A 25,629-nucleotide genomic window follows, 5' to 3' on the forward strand; every position below is an offset into this window, starting at 1 on the left:
CATTGAACACGAGTGAAGCGTCTGTCTAAAACGAAATGATTTGAGAAGTGGACAGTTTCTCGACAGCCTCGGAGCGGGCACACCTCGGTGTGCCCGCTCCCTTTGTTTATTGTTTCTACTCATCTTCCACTCTAATCGTATGTTCCTCATAACTGTCGGTGTTTTTCAAGACGATTGTCCATTCATCCTGTTCCGCATCAAACTCAATGGTTTGCACAGTCAGGATTTCATTTCCAAAGATGTTCGTCGTCAGTGCTTTGTTCAAGACTTCTGTGTCGGACAGGGTTGCGCCTTCAGGAGTTGAGCCTGGGATAACTTCCAATTCCCCAACAGCCGCCTGGGCCGGATAAGAATCGAGCACGCCCCCCTCAAACTGTATTTCCACGTAATCTCCCACCTCAACGTCATCAGGGGCACCACCTGTCCACACGGCGTCATAATATTCTTCTATCCCACCGGTTCCGCTGTAATCTTTGGCTTCCGTACTTACAACCAAAATTCCTTCATCACCTTTATCCATGATATAACCAGTGATTCCAAGCTCATCAACGGGTTCGTCTGAGCTTTCACTGCTGCATCCGGCCAGGGCAACAAGTACAAGTATTGTGAAATAAATTAACGGATTTCGCACAGGCTCCATCTCCCCTTTTACCATTAGACGTTTCGGCAGCTTTTAGTTTCATTTATTTGACCGCCTTTGTCTCTTCTAATGGATTTTTCGGAGCTCTCTCCGGCATTCCAGTTTTGAGATCCAGTTTAGAATCATGGTCATACCCATTCCGCATAGTCTCAGTTGATCAGTGATTCGGTGTTTCCATTTTTTGCTCCAGTATGCTCATTTTCCTTCTTATCCTTCTTCAGCATTCTTTCGATTGGCGGATAAAGCATAAATAAAGGCGCCAGTACGTACACCAATTCTCTCAGCAAATTAAAATTAACCGGCGACCAGTTCACCGCCCCAAAAGTTACCCCGATTAACAAGCCTGCCAACAAAGTACTGATAACCCCACTCTTCACAACACTCAACTTGTGCAGAAACAACATATTAACAGCGCCGGCTAATACTAGCAGCGCCCAGAAAAAGATTAATCCAAATGACGACATCCGTTCAAAAAAAGAATCCCATAAAAAAGGGGGGAGCACATATACTAAACTGACAAGTGGATATCTCCATCTTTTCATTCTTCTCGCTCCTTCCAACGATTTTTTCAGCATTAAATTTTTCCATATTTCTACTTTAACAAAGATGGAAGGCAATTCCCATCCGAAAAACAGAATTATCTGAATACCTATAAAAAAGAAGGAACTCCAGTTGAAGTCCCTTCCTTACAAGTTACCTGTTTACTGTTCTGCGGCGCCCACTTAGAATAGAAATCGCATAAATTACAGATAAAATGATCCCCAAAAATAAAGCGGCCAATAAACCCACCAGTCCCTGGAAGCCAACCCAGCCCACGGTGAATACCAGGAAAAAGAATTGATAACAAAAGCCAAACAAGATAACCGCAAGAGGAACATTAAAAGGAAAGATCCGATTCCAGCCTATAACCAGTAAAATTAAAATAGCAGCCAGTGCAATTAAAACAGTCGTCTGGGACAAACCCCACCCAAATTCATAACGAGACTGTGCCTCTTCCCCAAAAGCAGTATCTGCCGTACTGATCAGGTCGACAATCGTAAAAAGGGCTGTGCCCAAACCCAGCACTAAAACGATGGCTAAAATCACCCGGTTTATTGTTCTTACATTGCTTTCGTTTTTCATTTTCAACCTCTCCACCCCATTATTTCTGGCTGCTCATCATTTCTTCAAATTCCAGTTCAAAACTTTCATACCGCTCAATAGCTTCAGCAGGATTCGGTATATGCGCTAAAATTTCGTCCTGCGTATAAATTTCTCCGCCTTTAATGACGAGATCGATCGCTTTGGTGTTTTTGATATTTTCCAGCGGATTTTTGGATAAGACAATCAAGTCAGCCAACTTTCCTCCTTCGATAACCCCTCGATCCTGCAGCCCGATCGATTGGGCCGCTTTGATAGTCGCCGCCTGCAATGTTTCCATTTCTGAAAATCCATTTTCAACGAAAAGCTCCAACTCTCTGTGCAAGGCCATTCCAGGATAAGTATAGATTCCCGCCGGTGTATCTGTTCCTGTTACGACCGTTCCCCCCATGTCAAAATAAATCTTGCTTACTTTTTTCGTAAATGCCAGAATCTGTCCCAGCTGCTTTTTCAATCCATCCTGATGTCCAGCCATGTTCTCCCACTGCGTATTCAAATGGAATTGTCCTGATACGCTTTCGGTAATCCTGTTTTGAGGATTCCAATAATCGGGGTATTGCATGATTTGATCACTGAGCACCAGGGTCGGACACAGTTTTACTTTATACTTGATCATCTCTGCGCATAACTCTTTAATAGCCGCTTCATCCGGCTCTGTCCAGTTGATTTCATTCCATTCTTCGGGATCCGCCTGCGTACTCCATTTCGGATACAGCGTCTGCAAAAAGCCCGATGCATGTTCGAACCATGTGACACCCATTTTTGCTGCATCGAGCGCATTGACGTCAAATGAATGCAGTAAATCGCAGCTGACTTCCAGGTTATGGAAAGCAGCTTCTTTCACCACTGCCGCCATTTCCTCTCTTTTCAGCCACCCGTATACTTTGATGAAATCTGCACCGGCAGCTATTTGGCGCTTCACTTCTTTTCTGGCCGCATCAGGCGTATGTGCATTGAAATTGCCGAAGCTGTCAGGTCCCCACAAACCGGGCGGACCATCAATCATGCGGTCTGCTGAATAAATGCGCGGAGTCGGTGCACCAGAAGGAGCCTCAATCAGACTCGCCAATTGGAGAACGTTGCCTGCCGTATTTCGCACAGTCGTTACGCCAGAAGCAACAAACTGCGGAGCAAATCCGTCCAGAATATGACAATGCATATCAATCAAACCGGGAATGATATACTTTCCTTCAAGGTCTATTTCTTCTTTATGAGACGGAACTTCCTCCGCTCCTCTATAGATATGATGGATGTAACCGTCCAATACCTCTATCGCTCCTTTTTCTATAGACCCTTTTGCCACATCGATGATTTGAACATTTTTTAGTAGATATTGCTTTGTCATTGCCCGCTATCCCCTTCCATTTGTATCCATTTAGAATATTTCGTGATTCACAGGGAGATTTCCTTTAATATGGAAGAACAAGAGGATAAAAACGGATGAGTTTTAAAATGTATGGTGAAATCTAAAGCATCCTGCATCACCATAATTAGGAGGAATAGAATGACTGATTTTATGGTTGGAGCAATGCTCTTTTTTGTACACTTAATAACCGTCAGCTTAGCTTTCGGCATCTTATCTTCCATTTTTGTTAAAAATGCGAGAAACGGGTATATTTTCTTAACCGTTATTTTGCTATCCGGTGCTTATACTTTATCCGTTGTATTCGGCTTCTCGACAGCGCTCGGCTATTCGATTTTGCTTATGTACCTCTGTTTAGGAATTTTGACGTATTTTAATATAAAGCGAAAAAAGGCCGTTCAAGTTGAGGGAGAGTATAAGTAAATTTAATAGTATATTCCGTATGGAACCCAGCATTGCCCTAATCATCAGTTTTTCCCGCTTTTAGCTTCGGCTTTTGAATGGATATTGATGAAAATGGAGCCCAACATCAACCTTTTCCATTGTTATTCAAGTCGGGGATTCGGCATATAAGCGGATATCCGCGCTCGCCGGTTTTCTCTCCATAGAAATACCAGGAGTGCACCCCTGCTCAACCAACGTTCAAAATCTATTCGATTAAATTATTGAAGCTGCTTTTTTCTGTTTGCTGCATCTTTTACATTTATAAATAAACATTGCCGGCACCTCAATATCTCGACCGAGCCGTTCATATTTATGCAGGCCAATCCTGCACAAAAGACTCTTTTCTTTATTGGTAATAATCGATGAAATAACCAGGAAAATAAAACCAACGATGATTAAAATATAAGGGGCATTGTACAAATTGAATGTTTCACCGACTTCTGCCAGAAGCAGAATGATACCGATTAAAATGAAAACCGATGCGATTGCTTTCAAGTTAGCGAACAAAAAATTCCTCCTTGGTTTCTTATCTTATATTTTTTCCACAAGTACATTATCTTTAATGTCCTGGTATTTATGCCCTTCAAACCAACTCACTTCAGCTCAACCGCTGCCACCAGTATCTCCTGATACAGCTCGCTCCAATCATGATAATAATCCGCAACTTCACTGACCGGAACTAAAATCCTCCGCGCAGATTCATGTTCTGCTTCGAAAGGATGCAATTTCTCGATGTCCATCCTATAAAACACCTGATAACCGATCTTGGGATACTTTCCTCGTTCATCCCAAACCGGATTTTCAGTATGATCTACCATTATGAACCCTATTAGTTCACAGCTCCCTGAAACATATCCCTCTTCCATAGCTTCTCTTTGAAAACATTCCTCGGGGGTTTCTCCCTCTTCAATATGTCCCCCGGGAAAATCCCATCCCCTATGCTTCAAATCAACCAAAAGCAATTGATCCTCATAAAAACAGAAGCCGTGCACGCTGGTAATCAGCCGTTTATCAGGAAGGGATTTACTCTCCTCCCATGACAATTTTACGGTTGCTTTTCCCCATTTCACATATGATCCGGTCATTTATTGACTCTCCTTTGATTGATCAAATAGTTAAATTCTCGTTTTCCGATCAAATAAAACGGAGGTTATTTAATAACCAACAAGGTAAATTCCCATGGTATGTTTTCATCATTCCACCCATGATGTTCATCAAACCGCCGCAAGTTAAAACCACTTGAAACAACTGCGTTAATAATCTCGCTTATTGTATAGAACCTCAGAGAAACATCGGGAAAATCCTGCTGTTCCCCCTCATGAAAGAATTGCTTATAAGCGATGCTTTCGTTGTGCAACCCTTGATCAAAGTAATTTTGGAGATATTTGGAGTCCGGCGTTATGCATCTTTTTAACGGATGGTAATCACTCAAAATCATTCTCCCATCTTTTTTCAGAATGGAGAAAAGCACCACCATCAATTTATCGATGTCATTGAAATAGTGTAAAATACCACCTTCCAAATAAAGAACATCAAAGTAATTCTTATATTTATTCACATCAATATCATAGACATCTCCTATAATGTAATCGATCACCGTATTTGCGCAATCAGCCAGTTCCAAAGCGTATTTTCGGTTTTCCTCTGAGATATCGAAAACTATCACATCTGCACCCAGTAAAGAAAGGGGTACAGCTTTTCTTCCATTCGATCCGCATATATTCGCAACTTTAAATCCAGCAATTTCATCAAAGTATTCCTGATGTTTTTTTAAACTCGCTTTCGGGTCCTTTAAAATTTCCTGTGCTTTGTCATGTGGAGAACCATCCCGCCTATTCCAAAATTCATAAGCACGATATTCCCAGGCTTTCTTATTGATGCCGCTTTGCTCATTCAAGGGAGCTCTTCCTTTCCATGGTTCTAAATTTCATTCCACATATATTGATATCTATCATCATATCAATAAAGGGCATTACTTGAGCAGGATTCCCATCTTTTTTCGAGAATCTAATTAGTAAACGGGGGTCAGAAAATGACGACAGAGATTATAAAACAGAATCAAAAAAGTTGGAATAAGGTGGCAGAGCACTTTAATGGGGTAGATGCTTTGCCAAACTTCGGACCTTTTGCCCAAAACGATGAAGAATTGCACTTGCTGGAATCAATTCAGGATAAGAAAGTGCTGGATATCGGATGTGGCAGCGGGCATTCATTGGCTTATATGGCAGAACAGGGGGCGGCAGAACTTTGGGGAGTCGATTTTTCAGATAAGCAAATCAACACAGCGAAGAAAACTTTACGAGGGCTGGAGGCAAATTTACATTGCGCCACTATGGAAGAAGACATCGGTCTACCTAAAGATTATTTTGATATCGTCTATTCCGTTTATGCCATTGGCTGGACGACTGATTTGAAAAGCACATTTGATTTGATCTATTTCTATTTAAAGCCAGGCGGTTCCTTCCTGTTTAGCTGGGACCACCCGCTCTATGCACATCTACAAAGTGAAAGTGGACAGATTTCGCTGAAAAGTTCCTACCAGGAAGAGGGCATGGTGCGCTATGAGAACTTTAAAGGGGAAAATGCGCCAGTCGTTATTCCGAAAAGGAAATTCAGTACATATTTGAATGCGTTGATCGGAGCCGGTTTCACCATCGAGGAAGTCATCGAAACAGACGTACCCGCCGAATTGAAAAATACTGAAGCCGAACTGTCCGACCGCTATTACTCACTCCACAAAGCACAAAAGTTTCCGACCACGATGATCATTAAAGCGAGGAAATGAGTAGATTAAAAAAAGGATGATTCAGCTTTCAAAAAACCAAGCGCTTAAATGCAAGCGACTTGGTTTTTTATATCGATTGAAGAATTGCAATATAAACCAGCTAATATTTATATAGAAGAAGATTCAAATTCAGCTTATCTCTTTAGTCTGTACTGTATCAGCAGGCTCTTCACTCCTGAATATTCTTCACTGCCTGCTCTGCTGATTTCTTTGAACCCTAATTTTTCGAGCATTTTTTGGGAACGAATATTGGCTTCGTTTGTTTCAGCGTCAAAAGTCGTAATGTGGAATTTCCTCTTAGCGTATTCCATCATGAGCCGGGCGGCGTTTAATCCAATTCCTCTTCCCCATAACTCACTATCCCCAATGGCAATACCTAGTTCAGCAGTGTTTCCTTCAACACCGGCCAAATCTGCATAACCGACTAATTTCCCGTTAAACTCGATTCCCATTCGGATAAAATCTTCAGCAGTATTATTAATACAATGGAGCCACCATCCATAAAGTTCTTCGGGACTTCTGTTTAACTCCCATCCGTTGGCTGAACAAAAAGAGTCATCTTTACTCCACTGTAAAACCGTTTCATAATCGTTTAAGGATAAAGGTCTGAGCTTAATACACGGCGAATTTTTTTCAACAGCACCCATACCTTTTCTCCTCCCCATCACTTTATTCGCAACGTTTCAGAAATAACCATTAAACATTTACCGGTAAATCATAACTGTCGAGAACATATTTTTCTTTGAACCCAACGGATTTATATAGATTTATTGCCGCTGTATTTTCGCATGAAACGCATATAGTCACTTCATCAATACCTGGATAGGAGAAAAGCTTCATCAACGCATCTTTTAAGAGCGCTTTCCCTACTCCCTGCCCTCTCAATCCCTCGGACACAGCAATGTATTCAATATTTCCTTCTCCATGCTCAGGATTAGCTTCTATATAAACATAACCTTTGATCTGAGTTTCATCCTCTTCTAGTACCAATAACTCATTGCGCTCGTTTACCCGATTCAAAATGGTAATCGAATTAAAATATGTTTTGGGAAAGGTTTCGTTATGCAGATTAGAGAAAGATGCGCGGTATTCTTCGCTTATTCCTTTCGAAGTGATCATGGCTTCTGAAGTGAATGTGCCTCTTTTTATATTTAGAACTGTGTCTGCACTTGAATATTTGGCGTTATTTTTCTCAATAAACTTCTTGGCAAAGGAGTTTTCTTTATTGATAAAAAAAGAACAGGTTTTTATCTCCTGGGGCATTTTCAAAAGAGCTTTATTCCATAACGCCTGGGCTACATCAAGATTTTCATCTGTTACAAATGGCCCCCATATATCAGCGTCCCCGCTTTCCAAATCGAAATCCAAACCAATCATGCCCATAAGTTTATCCTGCTCGTAGGCAGCGACCAGCGAATCCTCTATTTTCAAATCAGAAAAATCGTTCATTAAAGAATCATAAATTTCTTCATTCTGCTCTCCGCAAAAACCGATATGACTTCTGTTTTGTCTGTTCATTTTCTCAAGATATTCAGAGACTTCTCTAACAGCGTTTGGTGAAACAAATTTAATCTCCATTTTTTTAACCTCACAATTCCTGTTTGATTCAGCACGAACAAAAACAGTCCTTACAAAAAGTCGATCAGCCCCGCTGGATAAAGAACTTTCTTTCCGTCGAAAAGATCATTCAAATCCATCCATTTTGCATAGGTGATGCGGTCTCCTTCAACCACTTGGAAGCTGTCCCTTTGGTATAAAGCTGAATCCTTGAATCCAACTTCGTAAATCTGCGTTATTTCATGGCCGATCTTGCCCTCTATTTCATAAATGTTTTCCAGACACGTGATATAGCGTCTGACTTCTATGTCGGCTGCTAATTCCTCGTAAAACTCCCTTTGGAGCGTTTCGCTGGATTTCTCACCAAGTTCAATCGTCCCGCCAATCGGGCGATAGTATAACCCCGTCCCGGTGCTGTGCTTTGCTCTATTTTCTTCTAAAAGGATGTGGTTATCCCTATAAATTATTCCCAGCGTATTCGCTCGCGGAGTCAAATCTCATTCCTCCAATATTATCGATTCAGGGTTGGCTATCCGGAAAATAAAACTCTTTATTCTCAACCGCCATTCACTTAAAGAAGTCCAGGATCTCAGCGGTGCTTTTCAAAACGACCAGCTTGCTCTCAAACGGCCTTAACATTTTAAAGATTTCAGGCTTTCGCTCATACTCAAAAACAGTATTGTAATTATAAAGCCTTTTGAGAATCTCCAACGTTGGGTTATAGTTCGCTTTTTCCAGACCTGTTTTCTGCCTGAAATACCTTTTGATGATGCGGCGGCGCCTTATTGCTATCCCAATATCCAAAAACACAATAACGTCAGCCTTCTGAAAAGACTGCAAAACCCACTTGTGATGGACCCCTTCTACGATCCAGCTGTCCGTTTGGATGATTTCAGCCAGATAGGCGTCCCGTTTTTCTTCGGTCCGCATAATGTCTCCCGTCTCTTTCCTTTCCCGGACGACATTATCCAATTCATAACAGGGAATGTTCAGCTTGGCCGAAAGCTTCTTGGCAAAGGTGGTTTTTCCGCTCCCCACTGAGCCGATAATATGTATTCTTTTGGGAATCTCATTTTCCATCTCACACCTCTTTAAATAAGCCTTAAATCTTTACTCAAAGCGTTGCTCTAACAAACTCCTCAAATTTACTTTCCTCCTCGGAAAAAGGGTTATGATTGCTTTCTTCAAAAACCGTCCATTTTGCACCTGGAATCAATTCGGCAATTTCCTCTCCGAAACGCAAAGGGCATTGTGCATCGTATTTGCCGGAATAGATATAGCTTGGAATGCGAATTTTCTTCAATTGTTCGCGGATGTCGTAGCTTGGATATTCATTTTTACTGAAATAATCCAAACGCGCACCGACCACCTTGCCGCTGTTCGGTTTTTTCATGGATTCTTTTAACTTGTCTTCGGATTTATAAGACATCAGCGCCCATTCATAACCAGCCTTTTGTCGAATTTCAAGAGGCGTTGACGGATCATTCAATAAGTCCATGATCTCCATAACACGGGTGAAATTCGGGTTCTTCCTGCAATAAATGCTGTCTTTATCCTTCCCGTATTCGTAACTGGCGGCCGCACCGCCCGCGATTATTTTTGTCAGTGATGCCTGGTTGTTGATGGCGTATTTCAGAGCCAGCATGCCGCCCGTGGAATGACCGGCAAATGCCCATTTTTCATATCCGAATGCTCTTCGGATGGCTTCCAGATCTTTCACGGTTTCGTCCATGCTGTATTCGTCCGGTGAACCTGCACCGACAGACCTTCCCGCTCCGCGCAAGTTAATCAAATAGACGTGATAATCGGCTGTAAATGGGGCTGCCACCGAATTGCCGTTCTGGTTGAATTCACTGTACAGATGGGTAATAGCTAGAGGCTCTCCCTCTCCTTTTTCAAACACTTCAAAGTTTCCTCTGTCAGTTTCGACGATCTTTTCTTTCCACATGTTAGTCCCTGCTTTCTGAAGATCATTTTTTATTGTAGTTAACTGCATAAAAATTAAAGAGGTCATGACAATTGATGAATATCTTCCCAGGCATATGCCACTTCCCTTAACTGTTTGTCGGAGATTTTTACTGATTTGGTATCCGCTATTCGTCCGCCCATCTTTTCATAAAAACCGCATGCACGATTTTCTGCCAAAACCCAGATAAGCATCGAATGGATCCCTTTATCCAGCAAATCACGTACCGCTTTTTTCAAGAGCAGATTGCCAAGACCTTTGCCTTGGTGTTCTTCCAGAATGTAAATCGAATAGACTTCGCCTTTCAGCTTTTCATAGTTCCCTGTTCTTTCTTCCCCGTTGTCAGCAAATCCGACAATTTTTCCGTTTTCATCTTCTGCCACAAACACATCACAACTCTTCAAATTGTTTATCCATAACTGTTCTCTTGCTTCATATGTTAATTGGTTTAAGTATTCATCCGGAATAATATTGCGGTAAGTTGTAATCCAGCTGTCCACATGAACTTCCGCAATCCCCCGCGCATCTGATAAAGCCGCTTTTCGAATATTCATTTCTGCCTCCTTCACTGTGTTCCTAAACCAGCACTTCATTGTCAGCCGTTTCCTCTTCTTCCTTGTAGAATTCCGCCTTTTGCGGCTTCATTACAAAGTAGGAAAAGACGAAAGCTGTCAGCAGCATAATGATTGCGAGAGCGACAATCGTGAGCCGCAGGGAAATCACATCCGCCAAGATTCCGATGGCCAGGATGAAAACCACCTGGACGGCACTTTGGATCAATTGAAAAATGCTGGTGACTCTGCCCATTAACGCAACCGGAATATTGTTTTGATAAAACGTCGAGATTCCCGCATTCATGAAGACATTGAAAAAACCTAGAATCACAAAGCCGATGGTGATGGTCCCGAACGACCATGAAAATGCATAAATGATGTAGCCAACTGCCGTCATGAGCACTCCGATCACAATCATCCCCCTCAGCGAAAATTTAGAAGCAAAAACGGAAAGCAGGATGCCGCCAGTCACCGAACCAATGCCGGTGATGCTGATCAACAAACTGTAATCCACTTCGGACAAGCCGATCACCTTTTGCGTAAAAACAACTTCCTGGGCATCCATGGCGAATGAAAAAATCATGACTCCGATAAAACTCAGGTAAATAAAAGCTATGTATTTGTTTTGGGAGAGAAATTGCTTTACCACTGAAAAATCACTCTGCACTTGTTTGAAGGTCATCGCCGGAATCTTCTCACGGTCAATTGTTTCCTTCTCCGGCAGTCCCGTAAGCAGAATCGCTGCAACCACGAAGAACACCGCATTGATCCAAAGAGTCACATGAATTGAGCTGAGCAGAATCAGCGTACCGGCGATGGCCGGCCCGATGATAAAAGCTCCGGAAGAAGTGACCGAACGGATTGAGTTGAAGCGCTTTCTCTTCGCTTTCGGTACGAGCATCGTCGTATAGGTCACCGAAGACGGTCCAAAAAAAGACTTGGCGACACTCAGGAAGACCAATATCACATAGATGCCGACAATGTTCGGCGCAAACGGCAGCAAGGCGATCAATCCTGCCCGCAACAGATACGTCGTGATGATGACACCTTTCTTGCTGCGGTAATCGATAAAACTGCCGGTCCAGAACTTCGTTAAGATATTGACGATTGGACTTACAATCCAAAGGCCCGCCACCGCCGCTGCAGAACCGGTCATTTGATAGACAATAATATTTATGGCGACCAGGTAAATGAAATCACCGATGCCGGCAATGCCAAGCGAAGCCAGCAGCACTGCCGGATCTTTCCAGTCTTTCAGCTTTCCATTCACTTTGAATCTCCTCCAGCAGCTCGCAATTCAATTTTTAAAAACTTTGCTTTCGCGAAATAATCTGATATTTATATAATAACATTAATTACCATTAAATTTATACACAAACAAAAGGAGAGAATGCGTGTTTTCAGCCGCTTCTCTCCTTTGTTATTTATTTTAAGAAAAATGCTTGCAGGTTACCTTACGTCACCACATATGCTGGTAAGAGTAAGTTAGAACTTGGAGGGATAGAAGTGGCAGAAGGATCCATTAAGATGAGTGAAATGTGGAGTTGGCGGGATTTAATCTATATGCTGGTGCTTGTATTGGTATTGGTTCCTATTTTTATTGAATATGCTTTATTTAATTTTCTGTTAAGCGTTTTTCAGAACGAATTACATGCCGGTACGTTGAACGGTTTCATCATGGCCATCATTTTTACAACGGCACTTTATTTCGTCGTTTTAAAACCCAGGGGCCAATCCTGGAAAACTGTTGGCCTCCAACCATTCGCTATGCGGGAGTGGAGGCTGATAGGCCTTTGGACAATCGTGCTGATTGTTGTGAGCATCGTGTTGGTGATTGCCATGTCTTTTTTAGGTATTGGTACGGAAAACAATAAAACGGAAAGCCTTCAATCCCAGATGACCTTGTTGAATTTCGTAATCGGATTTGTGTCGGCCGCCATCATCTCTCCGATTTATGAAGAAATTTTCTATCGCGGATTTCTTTATCGTTTCTTCAGCAGCCGTTATGGTGTTTGGAGCGGCATGATCACCAGTTCCATTATTTTTACGGTTGTACATATTCCGACGTTCAATACGTTACCAGTAAACTTTGTGTCAGGTCTTATTTTTTCATGGGTCTATCATAAAACGGGATCCATCATTCCCAGCATCCTGATCCACGGAATTTTTAATGGGATTGCCGTGATTCTGACTTCCATTGCTTAAACTCTCCCCCTTAAAACCGGCAGTCAGGTTTTAAGGTTTTTTAGCTGCCAGTTCCAGAAAATCGATAATGGCTGAAGATATGGGGTAGAGCCCCAAGTCAGCGGAAGCTTCGGGGGATTTTCGAACTTCCCAAAACGCATCGGCGAGTTCCGGATTGTTGCCGAACGTTTCTTCAGACAGAATATCGACATCTTCCAAAATGAGCTGGCCTTCCGGGGACGTTGGAGAAATCTCTTTCTCCAGGCAAAGTTCAATCCTCTTTATGATGTTGATCCACTTTTTCGTAGTCGTGTCGCCGCTTTCCAGTTTCGGCAGCCGGTTTGCCAGGATCGTTTGCTGCTCGGCAGAGAAATACTGATTCCAGTCTTGTTCTTTCTTTGCATTCGCCACCAGGGAAATCAAATCTTCCCATTGGAGGTTCCCTTGTAAGTCGAGCAGATTCAAAAGCGACTGGGTATGTTTCAACGAACCCGCAAGCCGCTCAACCTCTTCACTCAATAAAGCCTGATGCGCAAGCAAAATCGCAGACATCGACTGCTCAGCCAGGATGCTCCGGCTGTCTTCCAAAGACAGATTCAGCGACTTGAACAAGAGAATCTTTTGCAGATTCAGAATATCTTCCTTGGAATAATACCGTTTCCCGCCAGCCTCCTTCTTTGAAGGCTGCACCAAGCCAATTTGATCGTAATACCGAATTGTCCTTAGAGAGACGTTTAATTGCTTGGATAATACTCCAGTTGATACATAAGGTAAGTCGTCTTCGCTTTTCATTTTTGTCTGCCTCCTGAAATTTCCTGTATATCCATTTATCTGCGACTGACAATGAGGGCACCGATCCCACTGATCAGCATATAGGCAATTACAAAAATCCATAGATAGGAAATTGCAATCTGGTCATACCCCAAATAGGTCATGGCTACCAGTATTAAAAAGAGCGCACCTAAGAACAAATTGGCAATTATGGCGTAATACTTGCGCATGTTATTGATGGTCCGTTCGTCCACTTCAGGTGTTTTATCTTTCTTGGATTTCACATAAATCAGGTTTCCGATGAAAATCATTATTAATCCGCTCAATGCCCCAAGAACAGCTGACCAGTCAACTCCACTGAAGATGAATGTACCGATAATTACGCCAACGAAGCCACCTGTCGATGCGATCGTAATGTTCCATTGCTGATATTTTTTCTTTTTCATCCTTCTTCCTCCTCTTCGAGAATAAATACTTCCTCAATGGGCAGATCAAAATACTTAATAATTTTTAAAGCCAGTTCAAGACTCGGGTTGTACCTGTTTTTTTCGATGGCCGTAAACGTTTGCCTGGTGACCTGCAAATCTTCTGCCATCGTAATTTGCTTAATGCCTCGCTCTTTACGAATTTTTTGGATGTTATTTTTGACTGGCATGCCGATCCCTGCTTTCAGGAAACTTTTTTGTAAAGATATCTTTACGTTAATTATAAAATACCACTTTCTAAATGTAAAGATATCTTTACTTTTAACTAAAATATTGGCCAGTGCTGTATTGATAGCATCGGCCAATCTTATTAACCTATTTGAATGCGATTTAAATTGATAAGCAATACCTGCGCTAGTAAAGTGCCGCAATAGCTGTAATCCCAAAACATACAATAATTCTGTAAATAAAAATAAGAATGGATTTGCTTTTTTTCCTTTTGCTGTTACCTCTTAATTTTTCGGTTACATAAGTTGAAGTAAAGAATTATATTTTTCATTACGCTTCGGCACTATGAATTGTGCAAAGATTTTTTTCCTGAGCCAACTTGTCGCAAGGGAGGGCCTTCTTCATATGGCACACCTTGCCTCTCGCCCATTCCGGAGCCGCGCCTGCACTTAGTGAACTCTCTAGAGATATGGAGCAAAACAGCGCAGACGTCTAAGGGCATAGGGTTAAATAAGCATGCTCCTGTCTCTGTCCCTGCATCGCATACGCTAGCTTCGGGACATGAAAGTACGCTGCATCGCTGACGCTAGCTTCGAGACATGAAAGGGCGTTGCATCGCTTCGCTGCTTCGTCGCAAAGATTTGACCTCGCATGCTTCGGTCAAAGTCTTAGCAAGCTGTTTTGCGGAATATCGGCTACTATAGATTATTAATATGGTTTCGAAGCTTTACCCCATAATGTCTCATGGATTTAGGCACGCCTCTTATCTCTAACGTTCCGTTATACAGCAATTCACGGACTCGATACTCCAAGTAGAAGTGATGCACCAACTCGTCCAGTCCTGCCACGATCTCTCCGATTAGTTGTGCAACCAGGATAAAATCTTTGCTCGTTTGTTTTTGATGGCGCTCCTCGAGTTTCGCTATGATGAGTGAGTCGAAATGACTTTCCGATACCGTTTGGATTTGCCCATTTTGAATTTGCCCATTTCTCCAAATGCGCAGCACTTCTTCCGTTTCGGAAAGGACAGCCCATTCCCTGTGGAAATGAATCTTTTCTTCTTCACTCAGGGGCAGGTTCTTTTTTTCATTCTCAAAAAATTGTTTCAGCATTTTTGAATCCAGCAATCCAGTATGGAAATAGGCGGATCCATCTTCGGCAGCTATGTACTTTTCATATAGTTCCGTTGTATTCATCAGACAAATGTCATTTGTTTTATCCCGCAGCAACCAGAGATAAAAGCGAAGGGCTGTCTGCTCTTCTGCATTGTTTCCATACCAGATGTAAATCGGAACAGCGGGTTCTATGTCGTCTATCTGCAGCAAGGCATTCTTGATTTTACGCTCATATTCCGCAGTTTCTTCCTCAAAGTTAATATTGTTAAACAGCCATTCTATCCGAAAATCGAGACCCGCTTTTTCCGGCAGTCGCCAAAGTGGTCCTATCGAGAAAGCATCCGGAAAACCGATGACGGTCTTTGGCTGTGCCAGACCAACTCTTAACGAACCTGCTGCAGATTCCGAAGTAACAAGATGAACAGTGTTCGCCTGATTTTCAGCTTTCTTTGGCTGCCGGATCTTTTGAATTTGCCCGTTTACCTCATCTGCTATCCTGTCCAAATCACGATGATTCATAAATATACTTCTGCCTTCAACAGGTTTACTATCCGTATGAATAAACGACTCAAAGTCTTCAGGGGACGCCACATCGTAAGTTTCCATATTGCCGCTCTCTATTAAATCCGTTCCTGTTACATACTCTTCTGCTCGAATTTGATAAACCAAAACGATATTCTCTTCTGTTAAAAAATAGATGAATGGATAATTGACTCTGATGTTTATGGGAACCCCTCTTTTCTTTTCCATAATATTACCATATAACGTTTTTATGATAAGGGTTTGCAGGAAGAAAGCTTCTTCCGTGAAAAAAGAAACTTTCACTTTCTACCTTCATTTTTTATTGCATTTGCAACAAAAAAAGAGTAAGTTTTATTTATACCAAAAAATTCGGAGGTTGCCCTAATGACTGAAATTCTGCGTGAAATCGGCATGATTGCAAGAGCTTTGGATTCCATCAGCAACATCGAATTCAAAGAGCTCGATTTAACCAAAGGCCAGTACCTCTATCTGGTGAGAATCTGCGAGAATCCCGGAATCATCCAGGAGCAATTGTTGGAATTGATCAAAGTGGACCGCTCCACAGCAACTCGCGCTCTTCAAAAATTGGAAATTAATGATTTTATTGAGAAGAAGAATGATCCTGGCAATAAAAAAATCAAACGATTGTTTCCAACCGAAAAAGGAAAAGAAGCCTTTCCTTTCATTATAAGAGAAAATGAGTTTTCGAACCGTGTGGCTTTGGAAGGTTTTACTGATCAGGAAGCAGAACTTGCTGCCCGCCTGTTGCAGCGTATCCGAAAGAATGTGGAGAAAGATTGGGAATCGGTCAAAAAAGGACAGAAACGAAATTATTAAAGGAGAGCGATTTGTACATGACACTCACAAAATGCACATCTGAACAGCTGCCTGAACTCCAGGCCATCAGCCGGGAGACATTTACAGAAACCTTCAAGGAACAGAATTCACCTGAACACCTCCATGCCTATTTGAAAAAGGCTTATAATCAGGAGCAATTGGCGCTTGAGCTGGCGAATCCGGATTCGCAGTTCTATTTTGTCTACAATGATGAAGAAGTCGCGGGTTACCTGAAAATCAACATCGGTGAAGCGCAGTCGGAAGAGATGGGTGATGATTCGCTAGAAGTCGAGCGAATTTACGTAAAGGAAAAATTCCATAAGCAAGGGCTTGGCAAACTATTGCTGGCGAAAGCTTTCGAAATTGCGGCGGAACTGGGGAAAAAGAAAATTTGGCTGGGCGTTTGGGAAAACAATGAAAATGCCATTGCCTTCTATAAAAAGAAAGGATTTGTCCAAACCGGCGCACATCCATTTTATATGGGCGACGATAAACAAATCGATTTGATCATGACGAAAGTTCTTTGAAGCTTTTATCCCGAACAGGTCAACTTTATTGATTATATAAGTTGAACTAAAGAATTTCACTTTCATATCGCTTCGCCGCTTTGGACTAAGCGAAGTGATGAGATCCACTCGGGCGAAGTGAAACGAGACCGAGTTAGCTCAGCGCGAGCCCCCAGGCAAGCAAGCTGTTTTGCGGAATATCGGTTATTTAAAAATATTAGTTCAACTTGTATAGTAATTATCTGGCTGAAAAAAAATGTGGAAGTTCTAAAATATTGTTAAGAGGTCTTCGAAACTGTCCACTGCTTTTTCAAATTCACTCACTTGGCCAAAACCGTATTTCGCATATACGAAAGGAATCCCTGCAAATCTGGCGGCTTTCAAATCACCATCTGTATCTCCTATATATACCGGTGCAGATAAGCGATTTCTTTTGATGACCAGGTTAATATTTTCCCCTTTTGAAAGCCCGGTTCTTCCCGGATTTTCATAATCCTCTATGTACTTCTCCAGATCATGATATTTATAAAACGCTTCTATATAACCGTCCTGGCAATTACTGACGATATACAGTTTATATTTTTTGGAAAGCTCCTTAAAAACCCTATCCGCATCGCCGTAAAGCCTTCCCCCCCTGTTTTTCCAGAAATATATTCTCCACCCGGGAACATTCTGCGATCAATTGCTGCCGGTGCGTATTATTCATATCCGGAAAAAGTTGGCGGCTTATCTCATCCATCTGTAAACCCATCGTCTTTTCCAAGTCTTTTCTGCTTAACTCGGCTATATCGTGCTTTTTTAAAATACTGTTCCAGGCAAGGAGAACAGTATCAATCGGATCCCAAATGGTGCCATCCAAATCAAAAATAATACTGTCCAAATAACCCCTCCTAAACGCGCTTCATCTCTTACTCTTTATCTCTTATTTCTTCTAAAATTTCAATCACCCGGTTATTTTGTTCTCCAAGAGAATCCAGTTTTTTCTCGATTGTACTTGAAGAAATCCAAACTATGCCTATTAGTATAAACCCGATAATAAAGTCCATTCTCCGCCTCCTGGTTCTAGTTGTTTAACTATGCAATGCGCATCAGCATCACTGTTCAAACTGGATTTCTCCCTGCACCATTTCCACATCGTCTTTTGCTGCAATAAATTCTTTCACTTCCTGAACGGAATCATTGTCCATTCGGAGCGTAACGTTTTTGTGTGGATGCAAACTCTGCAGATAGCCTTCTCCATCTTCTGTGACCCACAGATGGTAAGACCGATTTTCTTCATTTTCCATCATGAACTCCATCGAGAGAACTGGCCTTGTGGCAATGATATTGCCCTCTTCCAATTCCTCAGCAGAATTGACTGCGTCTGCAAAAATATCGAGTCCATTGCCGGCATCCAGATATTCTTGTTCAATCAGTTCTTCCGCGCCTTCGTTTTCCCAATAATCCATCCGCATATTTTCTGCTTCTTCGATGACGACCGACGAACAGGCCGAACAGAAAAGCAAAATCAGAATCGGCGACCATTTAATTATCTGTAATTTAACCACCCCTTTTCAAAAAACCTATTCCCTTTTACGAATTGACTGTCTATTCCAAGTCTACATGAAAAATACCGTAAAATGTAATTAATAAACATCTTATAAAACAGGAATTAATCTGTATGGATAAACGACGCAAAGTCTTCAGAAGATGCCCCATCGCAAGTTTCCAGATTGCTGCTTTCTGTAAATTCGCATTTAAAACAGCAAAATTCAAGCGCCTTTTAAAGTGAAGACGGTAATCTCGGGGGGACAATTAATGCGCAGAGGCAAAACACTGAATCCAACTCCGGCATTTATATATAATTGGTTTCCAGCTGATCCGTAATCTTCGATCCAGCCATAGACATGCTCCATTTCACCATCAGACATTAAAGCAGTATACGACCATTGCGGTGTCCCGGGAATTCTCATTTGTCCCCCATGGGTATGGCCGGCAACCGAAACAGGGGCTGCCTCTGCGGGCAACGTTTCGAAAGTTTTCGGATTATGCATCATGACAAAGCGGGCTGCCGAATCTGGAACGCCATCAAAAGCTTCAGCCGGCTCTGCGTTTTCTGGCCAATTCGCTCCCAGTCCCACAAGATGGAGTGATTCTTGTGAAGCAGTTCCCGCTTCTACCCCGTTCTCCGTCAAGTTCAGCGCGACAGCTTCATTTTGAAGCACTGTGATCCCCACTTCCTCCAGCACAGAACTCATCTCTTGAGCCAACTCTTCGTTTGGTTCTGCTGTTTCTGATGCCATTCCATAATCATGATTTCCAAGCAAAGCGAAAACCGGAATATCTGAATCGGTTAAGGGTTGGATTAATTCTTTGACCCGTTGCCTTTCTAAATCTTGGTTATTCACCGAATGATAAACATAGTCCCCTAAAAAGAGCACGACACTTGGATTCATTTCCACCAACTCTTCTGCCATTTGCTCGACAGTGGAATCATTGTCCATCCACATCCCTATTTGGAAATCCCCGATGACGGCAATTTCTTTATCTTCCCAGACTGCCGGCAAATTCGGGATTGCTGCTTCCTCTTCTTTTACTTTAACAAAATAAGGTTCTACCAGCCCCCATATTAAGAGAATTATTAAAAGAGCTCCTAACCCGAGAAGAAACCTTTTAAATATCTTCATTTTCTTCATCTCCCTCTTTTTTTGTCCGCTATTTATGAACGCCTGATTTTCTGCTTGCCTGATTTATAAGTGGAAGCCAAAAAACTCCGTAAAGCACGGACCGGACGCACGTTGCTGTTGCTTTGCCATTGGACCCATTCCAGAGCCAGCAAACACAGAATCAGCCAGACGGTTCCTGCAATAAAACCGGCCAGGACATCACTTGGAAAATGTGCACCCAAATAGATTCGGCTCGTTCCGATTAAAATAATCAAGATACCCAAAACAGTTAGCGCCAAATATTTTACCCCTCGTTTCTGAGTGCTCCTTACGAACAAGTAAGCGAGGAATCCATAAAACACCAGCGACCCCAACGAGTGGCCGCTCGGAAAACTGAAGCCGATCGCATCAATGTCTTCATTGATGGAAGGACGGCCTCTCCCATAGAATTGTTTCAACAGCCATGTCAGCAGACCGCTGCCTCCAACTGCGATGACAAAGAAAAGGATCCCCCATTTATCTTTGTCTTTAAACCAAAGCCATAAAATTACCACAACTGACAATGTTGTCAGAAACCATACAGAACCGAGTTCAGTGATTCCGATATAAATGAGATCAAGCGTAGAAGTTTCTATTCTTTCAAAAAAGCCGATAATGCTGTTGTCAAAGTTTCGCAATTCGTTCTCCAGAACTTCTTCCGCCAGTTCTGCGAACAACCAGATAAATACACTTGCTATTCCCAAACCAATTAATAATATCAAAGCAGGCAAGCCCACTTTCTTATTTTCTTCTTCCATAAATTTTCCCCTCCTCATTAGATAATATGGTTTTTCTTAAATGAAAAACTTAATATCCCTGTATGTAACTGGAAAACACTCCAAGCGATCTTTTCTTTCTTCAATTCCATTCCGTCAATCTGCTGCAAACAAGTAACGTTTCGGCGCGTTGCCCCAAAAAAAAGGTTAACAGGTAGTTACAGACAACGTCACTAGGGGTTTCGGTACAATTAGAATTCGGCCATTTGCATCTGCAATCTCAACTTTTTTGGATAGGATAAGTAAACTTCAGGCACTTCCCCGCAGTCAACAAAAAAATCACAACAAATAAAGAAAGAAAGAGATGTACTGCTTTTGATTCACAGTTCACCTCCATAATTGCTGATTCAGACTATTTCTCTTCATCGCACTCTTTTTCATTCTTCATCTTCTTCGTTTATATCAAGATCCTCATCTTCTACAGCATCTTCCACCCCTTCATCTTCTACTTCTTCTTCCAGCTCATCGACAGGTTCTACCTTGTCTTCTTCTATTGAGTCTTCCAGTTCCTCTTCTTCAATTTCCTCTTCCAGTTCATCTCCTGGATTGCATGCTCCAAGGAAACCAAAAGAAAGTGAGAATGCTAAACCCAGCTTGACAAGCATCCGTGAGTTTTTCATTGTTGTCCCTCCATTCTCTTTGAACTTTTTTACTCTTTTATATAGGCTTACCCATCTGTCCTAAAGAAAAACTCAATTTTCTATATTTTTGTACTCAATGTAATCTAATACCCCTTCTATAACAGGGTCTCTGCCTCGTCTCTGTAAAATCCATATAAAATTGAATATTATATATTTATCTTTTCTTGTAAAGATTAGGCCTTATAAATTCGGGAATGATAACTGGAAACGGCAATTTGAAAGGATGAGCGGGATGATCAAAAGTAAAATTCCGACAGCAGCAGGTTTCCTTTTTTCTTCTGCCCTCCTGTTGGGAGCCTGCGGCAATGAAGATGAGGTTACACAAGTAATATCGGAAGAAGCAATTGATTACGACGGTGTGGAAGATGCCAATCCCGGCGGCGGCCTCGAAGATGAAAATATAGGCGGTGAAGTTTTCGGTTTTACGGATTTCGAACTCGAGATTGACTACATCGACCAGGACGATGCAATAAGCATCTCTTATGAAGAAGACCGTGATCTGGTGACAGCCAAATATGAAAATCAAGTCACCGATGAGGAACTTTTAGGCAATGAGGCCTTCAATTTAATTGGGGCGGCGCTTGCTGAACTTGAAGTGACTTATCCCGATGGAACCGATAAAGTATACGAAGCTTCAGGCAACTGATGTCCCAGTAAACCATTCGGCAGCGAATACACACACCGCTTTGGACAAAAAACGGAATGATGTTACCCAGTTGGGTGCCTTTAACGTTGGTTAGGATACTTTATACGCTTTTTATTCCATATAGACTAATAGAAGATTTCACTTCAATGGAAAGTGGAATTTAAACCCGACTGGCCGGGCAATAAAGATCAAATGTTTATCATAATATCAAACGGGTATTCATTCAGCATAAGACACATTAAATTGAAAGGGCGGAGATTTATGATTAAAAATAAATGGATTAGAATCGGAGCAATTGGAGTATTATCTACCAGCATGCTGGCAGCTTGTGGTGATGAAGAAGTTCCAGAAGATGCAGAACCGTCAGAAGTTTTAGAAGATGAAGAGCAGGCTGACGAACTGGAAGAAGAAACAGATACAGATGAAGAGCAGGCCGACGAACTGGAAGAAGAAACAGATACAGCTGAAGAACAAGCGGATGAACTGGAAGAAGAAACGGATGAAGCCGCTGAAGAAGTTCTTGATGATATCGACTATGGAAACATTGATCCGATAGAGTTAGATACAGTTTATCTGACACCTCTTGATTGGACAGTAATGGAATTTGATGCTTATGTGCAAGAAGAACATGGCCAAGCTCTTGCTGACTTCGATGATTTCGCAGACCTTGAAAGCACAGTTGGCCCTGCGGAAGATATTGAATAATCAAAGGGATTAATGAAGAGAATAGAAAGACCGAAAAGGACAAGGCTTATGCTTTGTCCTTTTTCCATTTCATAAAATCCTTTCTAAAAAATGCGGGGCTTTTATCAACTGAACAAAGACATTAAGCATTAATGTGAAATTCCTGGCAAAAGCCCTCTCAGACTGAAACGAAAATTTCTCATTCGCCACTTCAGTTACTGCGTTTACATTTATTCCTACCGGGAAAAAAATAATAAAAAGTTGCAGACTCAGCAATAAACTCAAGTTTTAAAACAGCGGTGACAGTTTGATTACCAGTACTCAGAAATCAAGAAGGAATGCCTAGTGCTTCATTATCAATTGGTATTTCGGCATCGTCGCCGAAAGAAAGCGGGTTGATTGAATAAAAAACTAAGCGACTTTCTTTAAAGAAGCAGAACTCATGCGCTGCCAATCATTTTTCACTCAGCAGTTTTTCTTGAATCTTCTATATAATCACTTCCTCCTTTTGCAGTTATATTATTCTCCTGTGTCTGAACACAGGTGAGAATTGACATTCGCTCCTTCTCGTCTTCTTTACAATTTTCGTTGATGAAAAAACTGAAATCCACAAGGAGCTTTTCGTTTTTCGGCTTTTTCAGTTCACTAAAGCCATCGGGCAAATGCTTCTGTAAAAGCTCCCAACTCCAGCTTTACTTTCTCCCTATATCTAATGACGAAGAGCCTAAAAGCAGAGCCGAAGAATTTAAATCACAAACCAAAAAAACAGCATCAGGAAAGGGAGAGCAAAATGAAAAAAAGAATCGCACAATCTCTCTTGTTCATAGGTTTACTGGCGACTTTTATCTTTATCTGGGCTTTAGTCGAACCATATTTTATCAATATAGAAAAAGAAGAAGCAATCATCCCCCACTTGCCGGAAGAATGGGAAGGTAAGCAAATTGCAGCTGTGGGGGATTTTCAGGTTGGCATGTGGATGGGTAATGAGGCGACTGTCCGAAAAGCGGCTGAGGAGCTGGTCGAAATCAAACCTGAGGCTGTGCTTTTGTTAGGTGATTATGTTTATCACTCAGTACAAAGTGAATATGTCGAAAGGCAGAAAGTCGCTGATTTGATTCAGCCATTAACTGAAGCCGATATTCCAGTATTTGCAGTTCTTGGCAATCACGATTATGTGGTGGAATCAGACGGCGCAGAACCAAACGAGTTAAAAGCGCAGCAAATAACTTATATATTGGAAGAGCACGGGATTACCGTGCTGCAGAACGAAGCGGTCCCTCTTACTTTGACAGAAACTGGCGTGCTCACGGAGACAGCTTCACCGAACGCTCTTTATATTGTGGGCCTGGGAGCCTCATGGCCGGGAATGTCTGATTCCGCCACTGCATTGGATGGCGTGCCGAATTCAGCTGCCCGTATAGTCATGATGCATAATCCAAGCGCTTTCGCAGAATTGCCTGAAGCGTCTGCGCCAATTGCGGTAGCCGGTCACACACACGGTGGACAAGTGAAAATTCCATTGATCCCGAAAGAATGGAGGCTTAAAGAAGAAGAACATGCCGATTACGGCTGGGTTGACGATTATGGCGCAGCTGGAAACGCGTTGTATATCAACCCTGGAATCGGCTTCAGCAACCGTCCGATAAGGTTCAATATGCCGCCCGAAATCACAGTTTTTACTTTAAGGTCTGAATAGAAGTTTTTCACTGAAACTGCAAAAAGATGACCCGAAATCATTAATAGTGATTTCGGGCCATCTTCTAATCTGCTTCCGTTAATCTAATACTTCTTCTTCAAGCGGCTCTTCTTCGACCCGGTCCTCATCATTGCATGCTGCAAGGGAGCTCATCGATAAAATTGCTGCTGCACCTAATCTCCACCACTTAGATTGTGTCATTGTACTCCCTCCTTTTCAATTATTCTGAATTTCATAGTTCTATACTTACCCAAAAATATCAGCTCAAAACATATGGACTTCCCAGTAAATTTTGAGTTGGATTGAATTGAAATTTCACTCACTTTTAAACAAAGTGAAGCTTAAATTTATGTTAGTAGTTTAGAACCACAAAAAAGCAGGAAGAACCATTTCACTGGTCTGTCCTGCCTTTTTAGTAAGTTTACGGTGAGTATACCTATCCGAACGGAATAACTTTGGTTTTTAATTATTTCCCGGATTTTGTCCACTCTTATTAATCACCTGTGCGCCGTCTGGCCCTGCCAGAATCACTTTATCCGTCATGTCGATGAACAGGCCGGTTTCCACGACGCCGAGCAGAAGTTTGAGCTCGCTATGCAGCGCGCGCGGATTTTCAATGGATCCGAAAGCGCAGTCGAGGATGTAATTGCCGTTGTTCGACACGAACACTTCGCCTTCCCGCTCCCGCAAGACTGGTGTGGCACCGAGCGCCGCGATTTTGTCGGCCGTGCGCTGCCACGCAAACTGCAGCACTTCAACCGGCAACGGAAACTTGCCGAGGCGGTCGACCATTTTCGAGCCGTCCGCGATGATGATGACCCTTTTGGCGTGTGCGTTGACGAGTTTCTCGCGGACGAGCGAGCCGCCTCCGCCTTTGGTGAGCTGGAAATCCGGATCGATTTCATCCGCTCCATCAATCGCAAGATCGAGCATTTCGACTTCGGAGAAATCGGTCAGTGGGATGCCGAATTCCTTCGCCCAGCCTTCTGTCCGCAGTGACGACGGAATGCCTTTGATGTTGAGGCCCTGATCAACAAGTTCACCGAGCCGCTTCAGCAGCCAGTAGACGGTCGTGCCGGAACCAAGCCCGAGCACCATGCCGTCTTCAACATATTCAACTGCCTGTTCAGCAGCTGCTTTTTTGTATAAATCCTGATTTTCTGCCACTGGGAACGCCTCCTTATGCCTGGCTTAAATAGGAAACGACGTCTGCCATCGCTTCTTCTGCATCTTCACCGATTGTGCGGATGTTCAATTGGTCGCCGTTGCGCAATTGCAGTGTAATCAGACCGAGGAAACTTTTCAGGTTGATTTCATATGGCGTGCCGTTGACTGATTTTTTCAGGTAAATCTCCGACTTGTATTTCTGAGTTGCTTTGCTGACTTCGACGATGGTCGTCTTATCCGAAATATTGACGGTAATGTCTTTCGATACGCTTTTCTCCATGAAAATTCCTCCTTTAAT

Annotated in this window: 36 protein-coding genes; 8 read left to right on the forward strand and 28 right to left on the reverse strand. The window is 42.3% G+C overall.

Annotated features, from left to right (window positions below; all coding sequences use genetic code 11):
* Positions 1-115: 115 nt before the first annotated feature.
* The 4 genes from ACFQ1X_RS13800 to ACFQ1X_RS13815 all read right to left on the reverse strand — a co-directional run bounded on the left by ACFQ1X_RS13800 (position 116) and on the right by ACFQ1X_RS13815 (position 3,125).
* Positions 116-631, reverse strand: coding sequence for a DUF3221 domain-containing protein (locus ACFQ1X_RS13800; protein ID WP_379083011.1), 516 nt, complete (start codon positions 629-631; stop codon positions 116-118).
* Between the two features lie 158 nt (positions 632-789).
* Positions 790-1,215: a hypothetical protein gene (locus ACFQ1X_RS13805; RefSeq protein ID WP_379083014.1), complete on the reverse strand. Its 426-nt coding sequence runs from the start codon at positions 1,213-1,215 to the stop codon at positions 790-792.
* A gap of 118 nt (positions 1,216-1,333) precedes the next feature.
* Entirely contained in the window at positions 1,334-1,762 is a 429-nt protein-coding gene (locus ACFQ1X_RS13810; RefSeq protein WP_144838324.1) for an RND transporter, read from the reverse strand.
* Positions 1,763-1,781: 19 nt separating this feature from the next.
* The gene (locus tag ACFQ1X_RS13815) at positions 1,782-3,125 is read right to left on the reverse strand and encodes an amidohydrolase family protein (RefSeq protein ID WP_144838326.1); all 1,344 of its coding nucleotides are present in this window, start codon (positions 3,123-3,125) and stop codon (positions 1,782-1,784) included.
* Positions 3,126-3,284: 159 nt separating this feature from the next.
* Between ACFQ1X_RS13815 and ACFQ1X_RS13820 the strand changes: the two genes are divergently transcribed.
* The gene (locus ACFQ1X_RS13820) at positions 3,285-3,566 is read left to right on the forward strand and encodes a hypothetical protein (protein WP_144838328.1); all 282 of its coding nucleotides are present in this window, start codon (positions 3,285-3,287) and stop codon (positions 3,564-3,566) included.
* 234 nt (positions 3,567-3,800) lie between these two features.
* On the opposite strand, the gene ACFQ1X_RS13825 is transcribed toward ACFQ1X_RS13820, so the two are convergent.
* The 3 genes from ACFQ1X_RS13825 to ACFQ1X_RS13835 all read right to left on the reverse strand — a co-directional run bounded on the left by ACFQ1X_RS13825 (position 3,801) and on the right by ACFQ1X_RS13835 (position 5,484).
* Positions 3,801-4,094, reverse strand: a complete 294-nt coding sequence (locus ACFQ1X_RS13825) for a hypothetical protein (RefSeq protein ID WP_144838330.1) — start codon at positions 4,092-4,094, stop codon at positions 3,801-3,803.
* Between the two features lie 86 nt (positions 4,095-4,180).
* A complete protein-coding gene (locus ACFQ1X_RS13830) occupies positions 4,181-4,672 on the reverse strand; it encodes an NUDIX hydrolase (protein WP_144838332.1) in 492 nt (163 codons plus the stop codon).
* 65 nt (positions 4,673-4,737) lie between these two features.
* Positions 4,738-5,484, reverse strand: coding sequence for a class I SAM-dependent methyltransferase (locus ACFQ1X_RS13835; protein ID WP_144838334.1), 747 nt, complete (start codon positions 5,482-5,484; stop codon positions 4,738-4,740).
* A gap of 135 nt (positions 5,485-5,619) precedes the next feature.
* Between ACFQ1X_RS13835 and ACFQ1X_RS13840 the strand changes: the two genes are divergently transcribed.
* The gene (locus ACFQ1X_RS13840; RefSeq protein ID WP_144838336.1) at positions 5,620-6,372 is read left to right on the forward strand and encodes a class I SAM-dependent methyltransferase; all 753 of its coding nucleotides are present in this window, start codon (positions 5,620-5,622) and stop codon (positions 6,370-6,372) included.
* Positions 6,373-6,506: 134 nt separating this feature from the next.
* Here ACFQ1X_RS13840 and ACFQ1X_RS13845 read toward each other — a convergent pair whose 3' ends face one another.
* From ACFQ1X_RS13845 to ACFQ1X_RS13875, 7 genes are all read right to left on the reverse strand, one after another.
* Positions 6,507-7,019, reverse strand: coding sequence for a GNAT family N-acetyltransferase (locus tag ACFQ1X_RS13845; protein ID WP_144838338.1), 513 nt, complete (start codon positions 7,017-7,019; stop codon positions 6,507-6,509).
* A 49-nt stretch (positions 7,020-7,068) separates the two neighbouring features.
* On the reverse strand, positions 7,069-7,950 hold the full coding sequence (locus ACFQ1X_RS13850) for a GNAT family N-acetyltransferase (RefSeq protein WP_144838340.1): 882 nt from the start codon (positions 7,948-7,950) through the stop codon (positions 7,069-7,071).
* Between the two features lie 50 nt (positions 7,951-8,000).
* Positions 8,001-8,423, reverse strand: coding sequence for an NUDIX hydrolase (locus tag ACFQ1X_RS13855; protein WP_144838342.1), 423 nt, complete (start codon positions 8,421-8,423; stop codon positions 8,001-8,003).
* A gap of 73 nt (positions 8,424-8,496) precedes the next feature.
* A complete protein-coding gene (locus tag ACFQ1X_RS13860; RefSeq protein WP_144838344.1) occupies positions 8,497-9,009 on the reverse strand; it encodes an AAA family ATPase in 513 nt (170 codons plus the stop codon).
* Between the two features lie 34 nt (positions 9,010-9,043).
* Positions 9,044-9,877 (reverse strand): alpha/beta fold hydrolase, encoded by an 834-nt coding sequence (locus ACFQ1X_RS13865; protein ID WP_144838346.1) that lies wholly within the window; start codon positions 9,875-9,877, stop codon positions 9,044-9,046.
* Positions 9,878-9,939: 62 nt separating this feature from the next.
* Positions 9,940-10,449, reverse strand: coding sequence for a GNAT family N-acetyltransferase (locus ACFQ1X_RS13870; protein WP_144838348.1), 510 nt, complete (start codon positions 10,447-10,449; stop codon positions 9,940-9,942).
* Positions 10,450-10,471: 22 nt separating this feature from the next.
* Complete coding sequence (locus ACFQ1X_RS13875; protein WP_144838349.1) at positions 10,472-11,719, reverse strand: MFS transporter; 1,248 nt, start codon at positions 11,717-11,719, stop codon at positions 10,472-10,474.
* 266 nt (positions 11,720-11,985) lie between these two features.
* Here ACFQ1X_RS13875 and ACFQ1X_RS13880 point away from each other — a divergent pair, with 266 nt between their 5' ends.
* The gene (locus ACFQ1X_RS13880) at positions 11,986-12,654 is read left to right on the forward strand and encodes a CPBP family intramembrane glutamic endopeptidase (RefSeq protein WP_379083190.1); all 669 of its coding nucleotides are present in this window, start codon (positions 11,986-11,988) and stop codon (positions 12,652-12,654) included.
* Positions 12,655-12,684: 30 nt separating this feature from the next.
* On the opposite strand, the gene ACFQ1X_RS13885 is transcribed toward ACFQ1X_RS13880, so the two are convergent.
* From ACFQ1X_RS13885 to ACFQ1X_RS13900, 4 genes are all read right to left on the reverse strand, one after another.
* Positions 12,685-13,425, reverse strand: a complete 741-nt coding sequence (locus ACFQ1X_RS13885) for a MerR family transcriptional regulator (RefSeq protein ID WP_144838353.1) — start codon at positions 13,423-13,425, stop codon at positions 12,685-12,687.
* A 35-nt stretch (positions 13,426-13,460) separates the two neighbouring features.
* Positions 13,461-13,850, reverse strand: coding sequence for a hypothetical protein (locus ACFQ1X_RS13890; protein WP_144838355.1), 390 nt, complete (start codon positions 13,848-13,850; stop codon positions 13,461-13,463).
* Complete coding sequence (locus tag ACFQ1X_RS13895) at positions 13,847-14,059, reverse strand: helix-turn-helix transcriptional regulator (RefSeq protein ID WP_144838488.1); 213 nt, start codon at positions 14,057-14,059, stop codon at positions 13,847-13,849. The genes ACFQ1X_RS13890 and ACFQ1X_RS13895 overlap by 4 nt, the downstream gene beginning before the upstream one ends.
* Before the next feature lie 696 nt (positions 14,060-14,755).
* A complete protein-coding gene (locus ACFQ1X_RS13900) occupies positions 14,756-15,997 on the reverse strand; it encodes a DUF1835 domain-containing protein (protein WP_379083026.1) in 1,242 nt (413 codons plus the stop codon).
* A gap of 81 nt (positions 15,998-16,078) precedes the next feature.
* Here ACFQ1X_RS13900 and ACFQ1X_RS13905 point away from each other — a divergent pair, with 81 nt between their 5' ends.
* Entirely contained in the window at positions 16,079-16,531 is a 453-nt protein-coding gene (locus ACFQ1X_RS13905) for a MarR family winged helix-turn-helix transcriptional regulator (protein WP_144838359.1), read from the forward strand.
* Positions 16,532-16,548: 17 nt separating this feature from the next.
* Positions 16,549-17,058, forward strand: coding sequence for a GNAT family N-acetyltransferase (locus ACFQ1X_RS13910; RefSeq protein ID WP_379083030.1), 510 nt, complete (start codon positions 16,549-16,551; stop codon positions 17,056-17,058).
* Positions 17,059-17,304: 246 nt separating this feature from the next.
* Here the strand turns inward: ACFQ1X_RS13910 and ACFQ1X_RS13915 are convergent, their stop codons facing one another.
* The 7 genes from ACFQ1X_RS13915 to ACFQ1X_RS13945 form a co-directional block, all read right to left on the reverse strand.
* Positions 17,305-17,691, reverse strand: coding sequence for an HAD family hydrolase (locus ACFQ1X_RS13915; RefSeq protein WP_379083193.1), 387 nt, complete (start codon positions 17,689-17,691; stop codon positions 17,305-17,307).
* Positions 17,642-17,917, reverse strand: a complete 276-nt coding sequence (locus ACFQ1X_RS13920) for an HAD family hydrolase (RefSeq protein ID WP_379083033.1) — start codon at positions 17,915-17,917, stop codon at positions 17,642-17,644. Before ACFQ1X_RS13920 ends, ACFQ1X_RS13915 begins: the two co-directional genes overlap by 50 nt.
* A 28-nt stretch (positions 17,918-17,945) precedes the next feature.
* A complete protein-coding gene (locus tag ACFQ1X_RS13925) occupies positions 17,946-18,083 on the reverse strand; it encodes a hypothetical protein (RefSeq protein ID WP_379083036.1) in 138 nt (45 codons plus the stop codon).
* A gap of 48 nt (positions 18,084-18,131) precedes the next feature.
* Positions 18,132-18,584 (reverse strand): hypothetical protein, encoded by a 453-nt coding sequence (locus ACFQ1X_RS13930; protein WP_144838362.1) that lies wholly within the window; start codon positions 18,582-18,584, stop codon positions 18,132-18,134.
* 204 nt (positions 18,585-18,788) lie between these two features.
* Positions 18,789-19,703, reverse strand: a complete 915-nt coding sequence (locus tag ACFQ1X_RS13935; RefSeq protein WP_144838364.1) for a metallophosphoesterase — start codon at positions 19,701-19,703, stop codon at positions 18,789-18,791.
* 32 nt (positions 19,704-19,735) lie between these two features.
* Positions 19,736-20,479 (reverse strand): phosphatase PAP2 family protein, encoded by a 744-nt coding sequence (locus ACFQ1X_RS13940; protein ID WP_144838366.1) that lies wholly within the window; start codon positions 20,477-20,479, stop codon positions 19,736-19,738.
* Between the two features lie 395 nt (positions 20,480-20,874).
* Complete coding sequence (locus tag ACFQ1X_RS13945; RefSeq protein ID WP_379083040.1) at positions 20,875-21,117, reverse strand: hypothetical protein; 243 nt, start codon at positions 21,115-21,117, stop codon at positions 20,875-20,877.
* A gap of 253 nt (positions 21,118-21,370) precedes the next feature.
* Between ACFQ1X_RS13945 and ACFQ1X_RS13950 the strand changes: the two genes are divergently transcribed.
* The 3 genes from ACFQ1X_RS13950 to ACFQ1X_RS13960 all read left to right on the forward strand — a co-directional run bounded on the left by ACFQ1X_RS13950 (position 21,371) and on the right by ACFQ1X_RS13960 (position 24,164).
* Positions 21,371-21,784 carry a YusW family protein gene (locus ACFQ1X_RS13950; RefSeq protein ID WP_144838368.1) on the forward strand — a complete coding sequence of 138 codons (414 nt, stop codon included), beginning with the start codon at positions 21,371-21,373 and terminating at the stop codon, positions 21,782-21,784.
* A gap of 261 nt (positions 21,785-22,045) precedes the next feature.
* Positions 22,046-22,489, forward strand: coding sequence for a hypothetical protein (locus tag ACFQ1X_RS13955; RefSeq protein ID WP_379083043.1), 444 nt, complete (start codon positions 22,046-22,048; stop codon positions 22,487-22,489).
* Between the two features lie 769 nt (positions 22,490-23,258).
* Positions 23,259-24,164 carry a metallophosphoesterase gene (locus ACFQ1X_RS13960; protein WP_144838372.1) on the forward strand — a complete coding sequence of 302 codons (906 nt, stop codon included), beginning with the start codon at positions 23,259-23,261 and terminating at the stop codon, positions 24,162-24,164.
* Between the two features lie 78 nt (positions 24,165-24,242).
* On the opposite strand, the gene ACFQ1X_RS13965 is transcribed toward ACFQ1X_RS13960, so the two are convergent.
* The 3 genes from ACFQ1X_RS13965 to ACFQ1X_RS13975 form a co-directional block, all read right to left on the reverse strand.
* Positions 24,243-24,365, reverse strand: coding sequence for a hypothetical protein (locus ACFQ1X_RS13965; RefSeq protein ID WP_379083046.1), 123 nt, complete (start codon positions 24,363-24,365; stop codon positions 24,243-24,245).
* Between the two features lie 261 nt (positions 24,366-24,626).
* Complete coding sequence (rpiA, locus tag ACFQ1X_RS13970) at positions 24,627-25,331, reverse strand: ribose-5-phosphate isomerase RpiA (RefSeq protein ID WP_144838374.1); 705 nt, start codon at positions 25,329-25,331, stop codon at positions 24,627-24,629.
* 13 nt (positions 25,332-25,344) lie between these two features.
* Positions 25,345-25,611, reverse strand: a complete 267-nt coding sequence (locus ACFQ1X_RS13975; protein WP_144838376.1) for an HPr family phosphocarrier protein — start codon at positions 25,609-25,611, stop codon at positions 25,345-25,347.
* Between the last annotated feature and the right edge of the window lie 18 nt (positions 25,612-25,629).

Origin of the sequence: Metaplanococcus flavidus (genome assembly GCF_042675885.1) — a bacterium.
In the GTDB taxonomy this organism is placed as follows: domain Bacteria; phylum Bacillota; class Bacilli; order Bacillales_A; family Planococcaceae; genus Planococcus; species Planococcus flavidus.

Coding starts and splice junctions, on each gene's coding strand:
- ACFQ1X_RS13805 (WP_379083014.1), bottom strand. CDS start 1,215: ATGCTGAAAAAATCGTTGGAAGGAGCGAGAAGAATGAAAAGATGGAGA.
- ACFQ1X_RS13810 (WP_144838324.1), bottom strand. CDS start 1,762: ATGAAAAACGAAAGCAATGTAAGAACAATAAACCGGGTGATTTTAGCC.
- ACFQ1X_RS13815 (WP_144838326.1), bottom strand. CDS start 3,125: ATGACAAAGCAATATCTACTAAAAAATGTTCAAATCATCGATGTGGCA.
- ACFQ1X_RS13820 (WP_144838328.1), top strand. CDS start 3,285: ATGACTGATTTTATGGTTGGAGCAATGCTCTTTTTTGTACACTTAATA.
- ACFQ1X_RS13830 (WP_144838332.1), bottom strand. CDS start 4,672: ATGACCGGATCATATGTGAAATGGGGAAAAGCAACCGTAAAATTGTCA.
- ACFQ1X_RS13840 (WP_144838336.1), top strand. CDS start 5,620: ATGACGACAGAGATTATAAAACAGAATCAAAAAAGTTGGAATAAGGTG.
- ACFQ1X_RS13845 (WP_144838338.1), bottom strand. CDS start 7,019: ATGGGTGCTGTTGAAAAAAATTCGCCGTGTATTAAGCTCAGACCTTTA.
- ACFQ1X_RS13850 (WP_144838340.1), bottom strand. CDS start 7,950: ATGGAGATTAAATTTGTTTCACCAAACGCTGTTAGAGAAGTCTCTGAA.
- ACFQ1X_RS13860 (WP_144838344.1), bottom strand. CDS start 9,009: ATGGAAAATGAGATTCCCAAAAGAATACATATTATCGGCTCAGTGGGG.
- ACFQ1X_RS13865 (WP_144838346.1), bottom strand. CDS start 9,877: ATGTGGAAAGAAAAGATCGTCGAAACTGACAGAGGAAACTTTGAAGTG.
- ACFQ1X_RS13870 (WP_144838348.1), bottom strand. CDS start 10,449: ATGAATATTCGAAAAGCGGCTTTATCAGATGCGCGGGGGATTGCGGAA.
- ACFQ1X_RS13880 (WP_379083190.1), top strand. CDS start 11,986: ATGTGGAGTTGGCGGGATTTAATCTATATGCTGGTGCTTGTATTGGTA.
- ACFQ1X_RS13885 (WP_144838353.1), bottom strand. CDS start 13,425: ATGAAAAGCGAAGACGACTTACCTTATGTATCAACTGGAGTATTATCC.
- ACFQ1X_RS13890 (WP_144838355.1), bottom strand. CDS start 13,850: ATGAAAAAGAAAAAATATCAGCAATGGAACATTACGATCGCATCGACA.
- ACFQ1X_RS13895 (WP_144838488.1), bottom strand. CDS start 14,059: ATGCCAGTCAAAAATAACATCCAAAAAATTCGTAAAGAGCGAGGCATT.
- ACFQ1X_RS13905 (WP_144838359.1), top strand. CDS start 16,079: ATGACTGAAATTCTGCGTGAAATCGGCATGATTGCAAGAGCTTTGGAT.
- ACFQ1X_RS13910 (WP_379083030.1), top strand. CDS start 16,549: ATGACACTCACAAAATGCACATCTGAACAGCTGCCTGAACTCCAGGCC.
- ACFQ1X_RS13925 (WP_379083036.1), bottom strand. CDS start 18,083: ATGGACTTTATTATCGGGTTTATACTAATAGGCATAGTTTGGATTTCT.
- ACFQ1X_RS13935 (WP_144838364.1), bottom strand. CDS start 19,703: ATGAAGATATTTAAAAGGTTTCTTCTCGGGTTAGGAGCTCTTTTAATA.
- ACFQ1X_RS13940 (WP_144838366.1), bottom strand. CDS start 20,479: ATGGAAGAAGAAAATAAGAAAGTGGGCTTGCCTGCTTTGATATTATTA.
- ACFQ1X_RS13945 (WP_379083040.1), bottom strand. CDS start 21,117: ATGAAAAACTCACGGATGCTTGTCAAGCTGGGTTTAGCATTCTCACTT.
- ACFQ1X_RS13950 (WP_144838368.1), top strand. CDS start 21,371: ATGATCAAAAGTAAAATTCCGACAGCAGCAGGTTTCCTTTTTTCTTCT.
- ACFQ1X_RS13955 (WP_379083043.1), top strand. CDS start 22,046: ATGATTAAAAATAAATGGATTAGAATCGGAGCAATTGGAGTATTATCT.
- ACFQ1X_RS13960 (WP_144838372.1), top strand. CDS start 23,259: ATGAAAAAAAGAATCGCACAATCTCTCTTGTTCATAGGTTTACTGGCG.
- ACFQ1X_RS13965 (WP_379083046.1), bottom strand. CDS start 24,365: ATGACACAATCTAAGTGGTGGAGATTAGGTGCAGCAGCAATTTTATCG.
- ACFQ1X_RS13975 (WP_144838376.1), bottom strand. CDS start 25,611: ATGGAGAAAAGCGTATCGAAAGACATTACCGTCAATATTTCGGATAAG.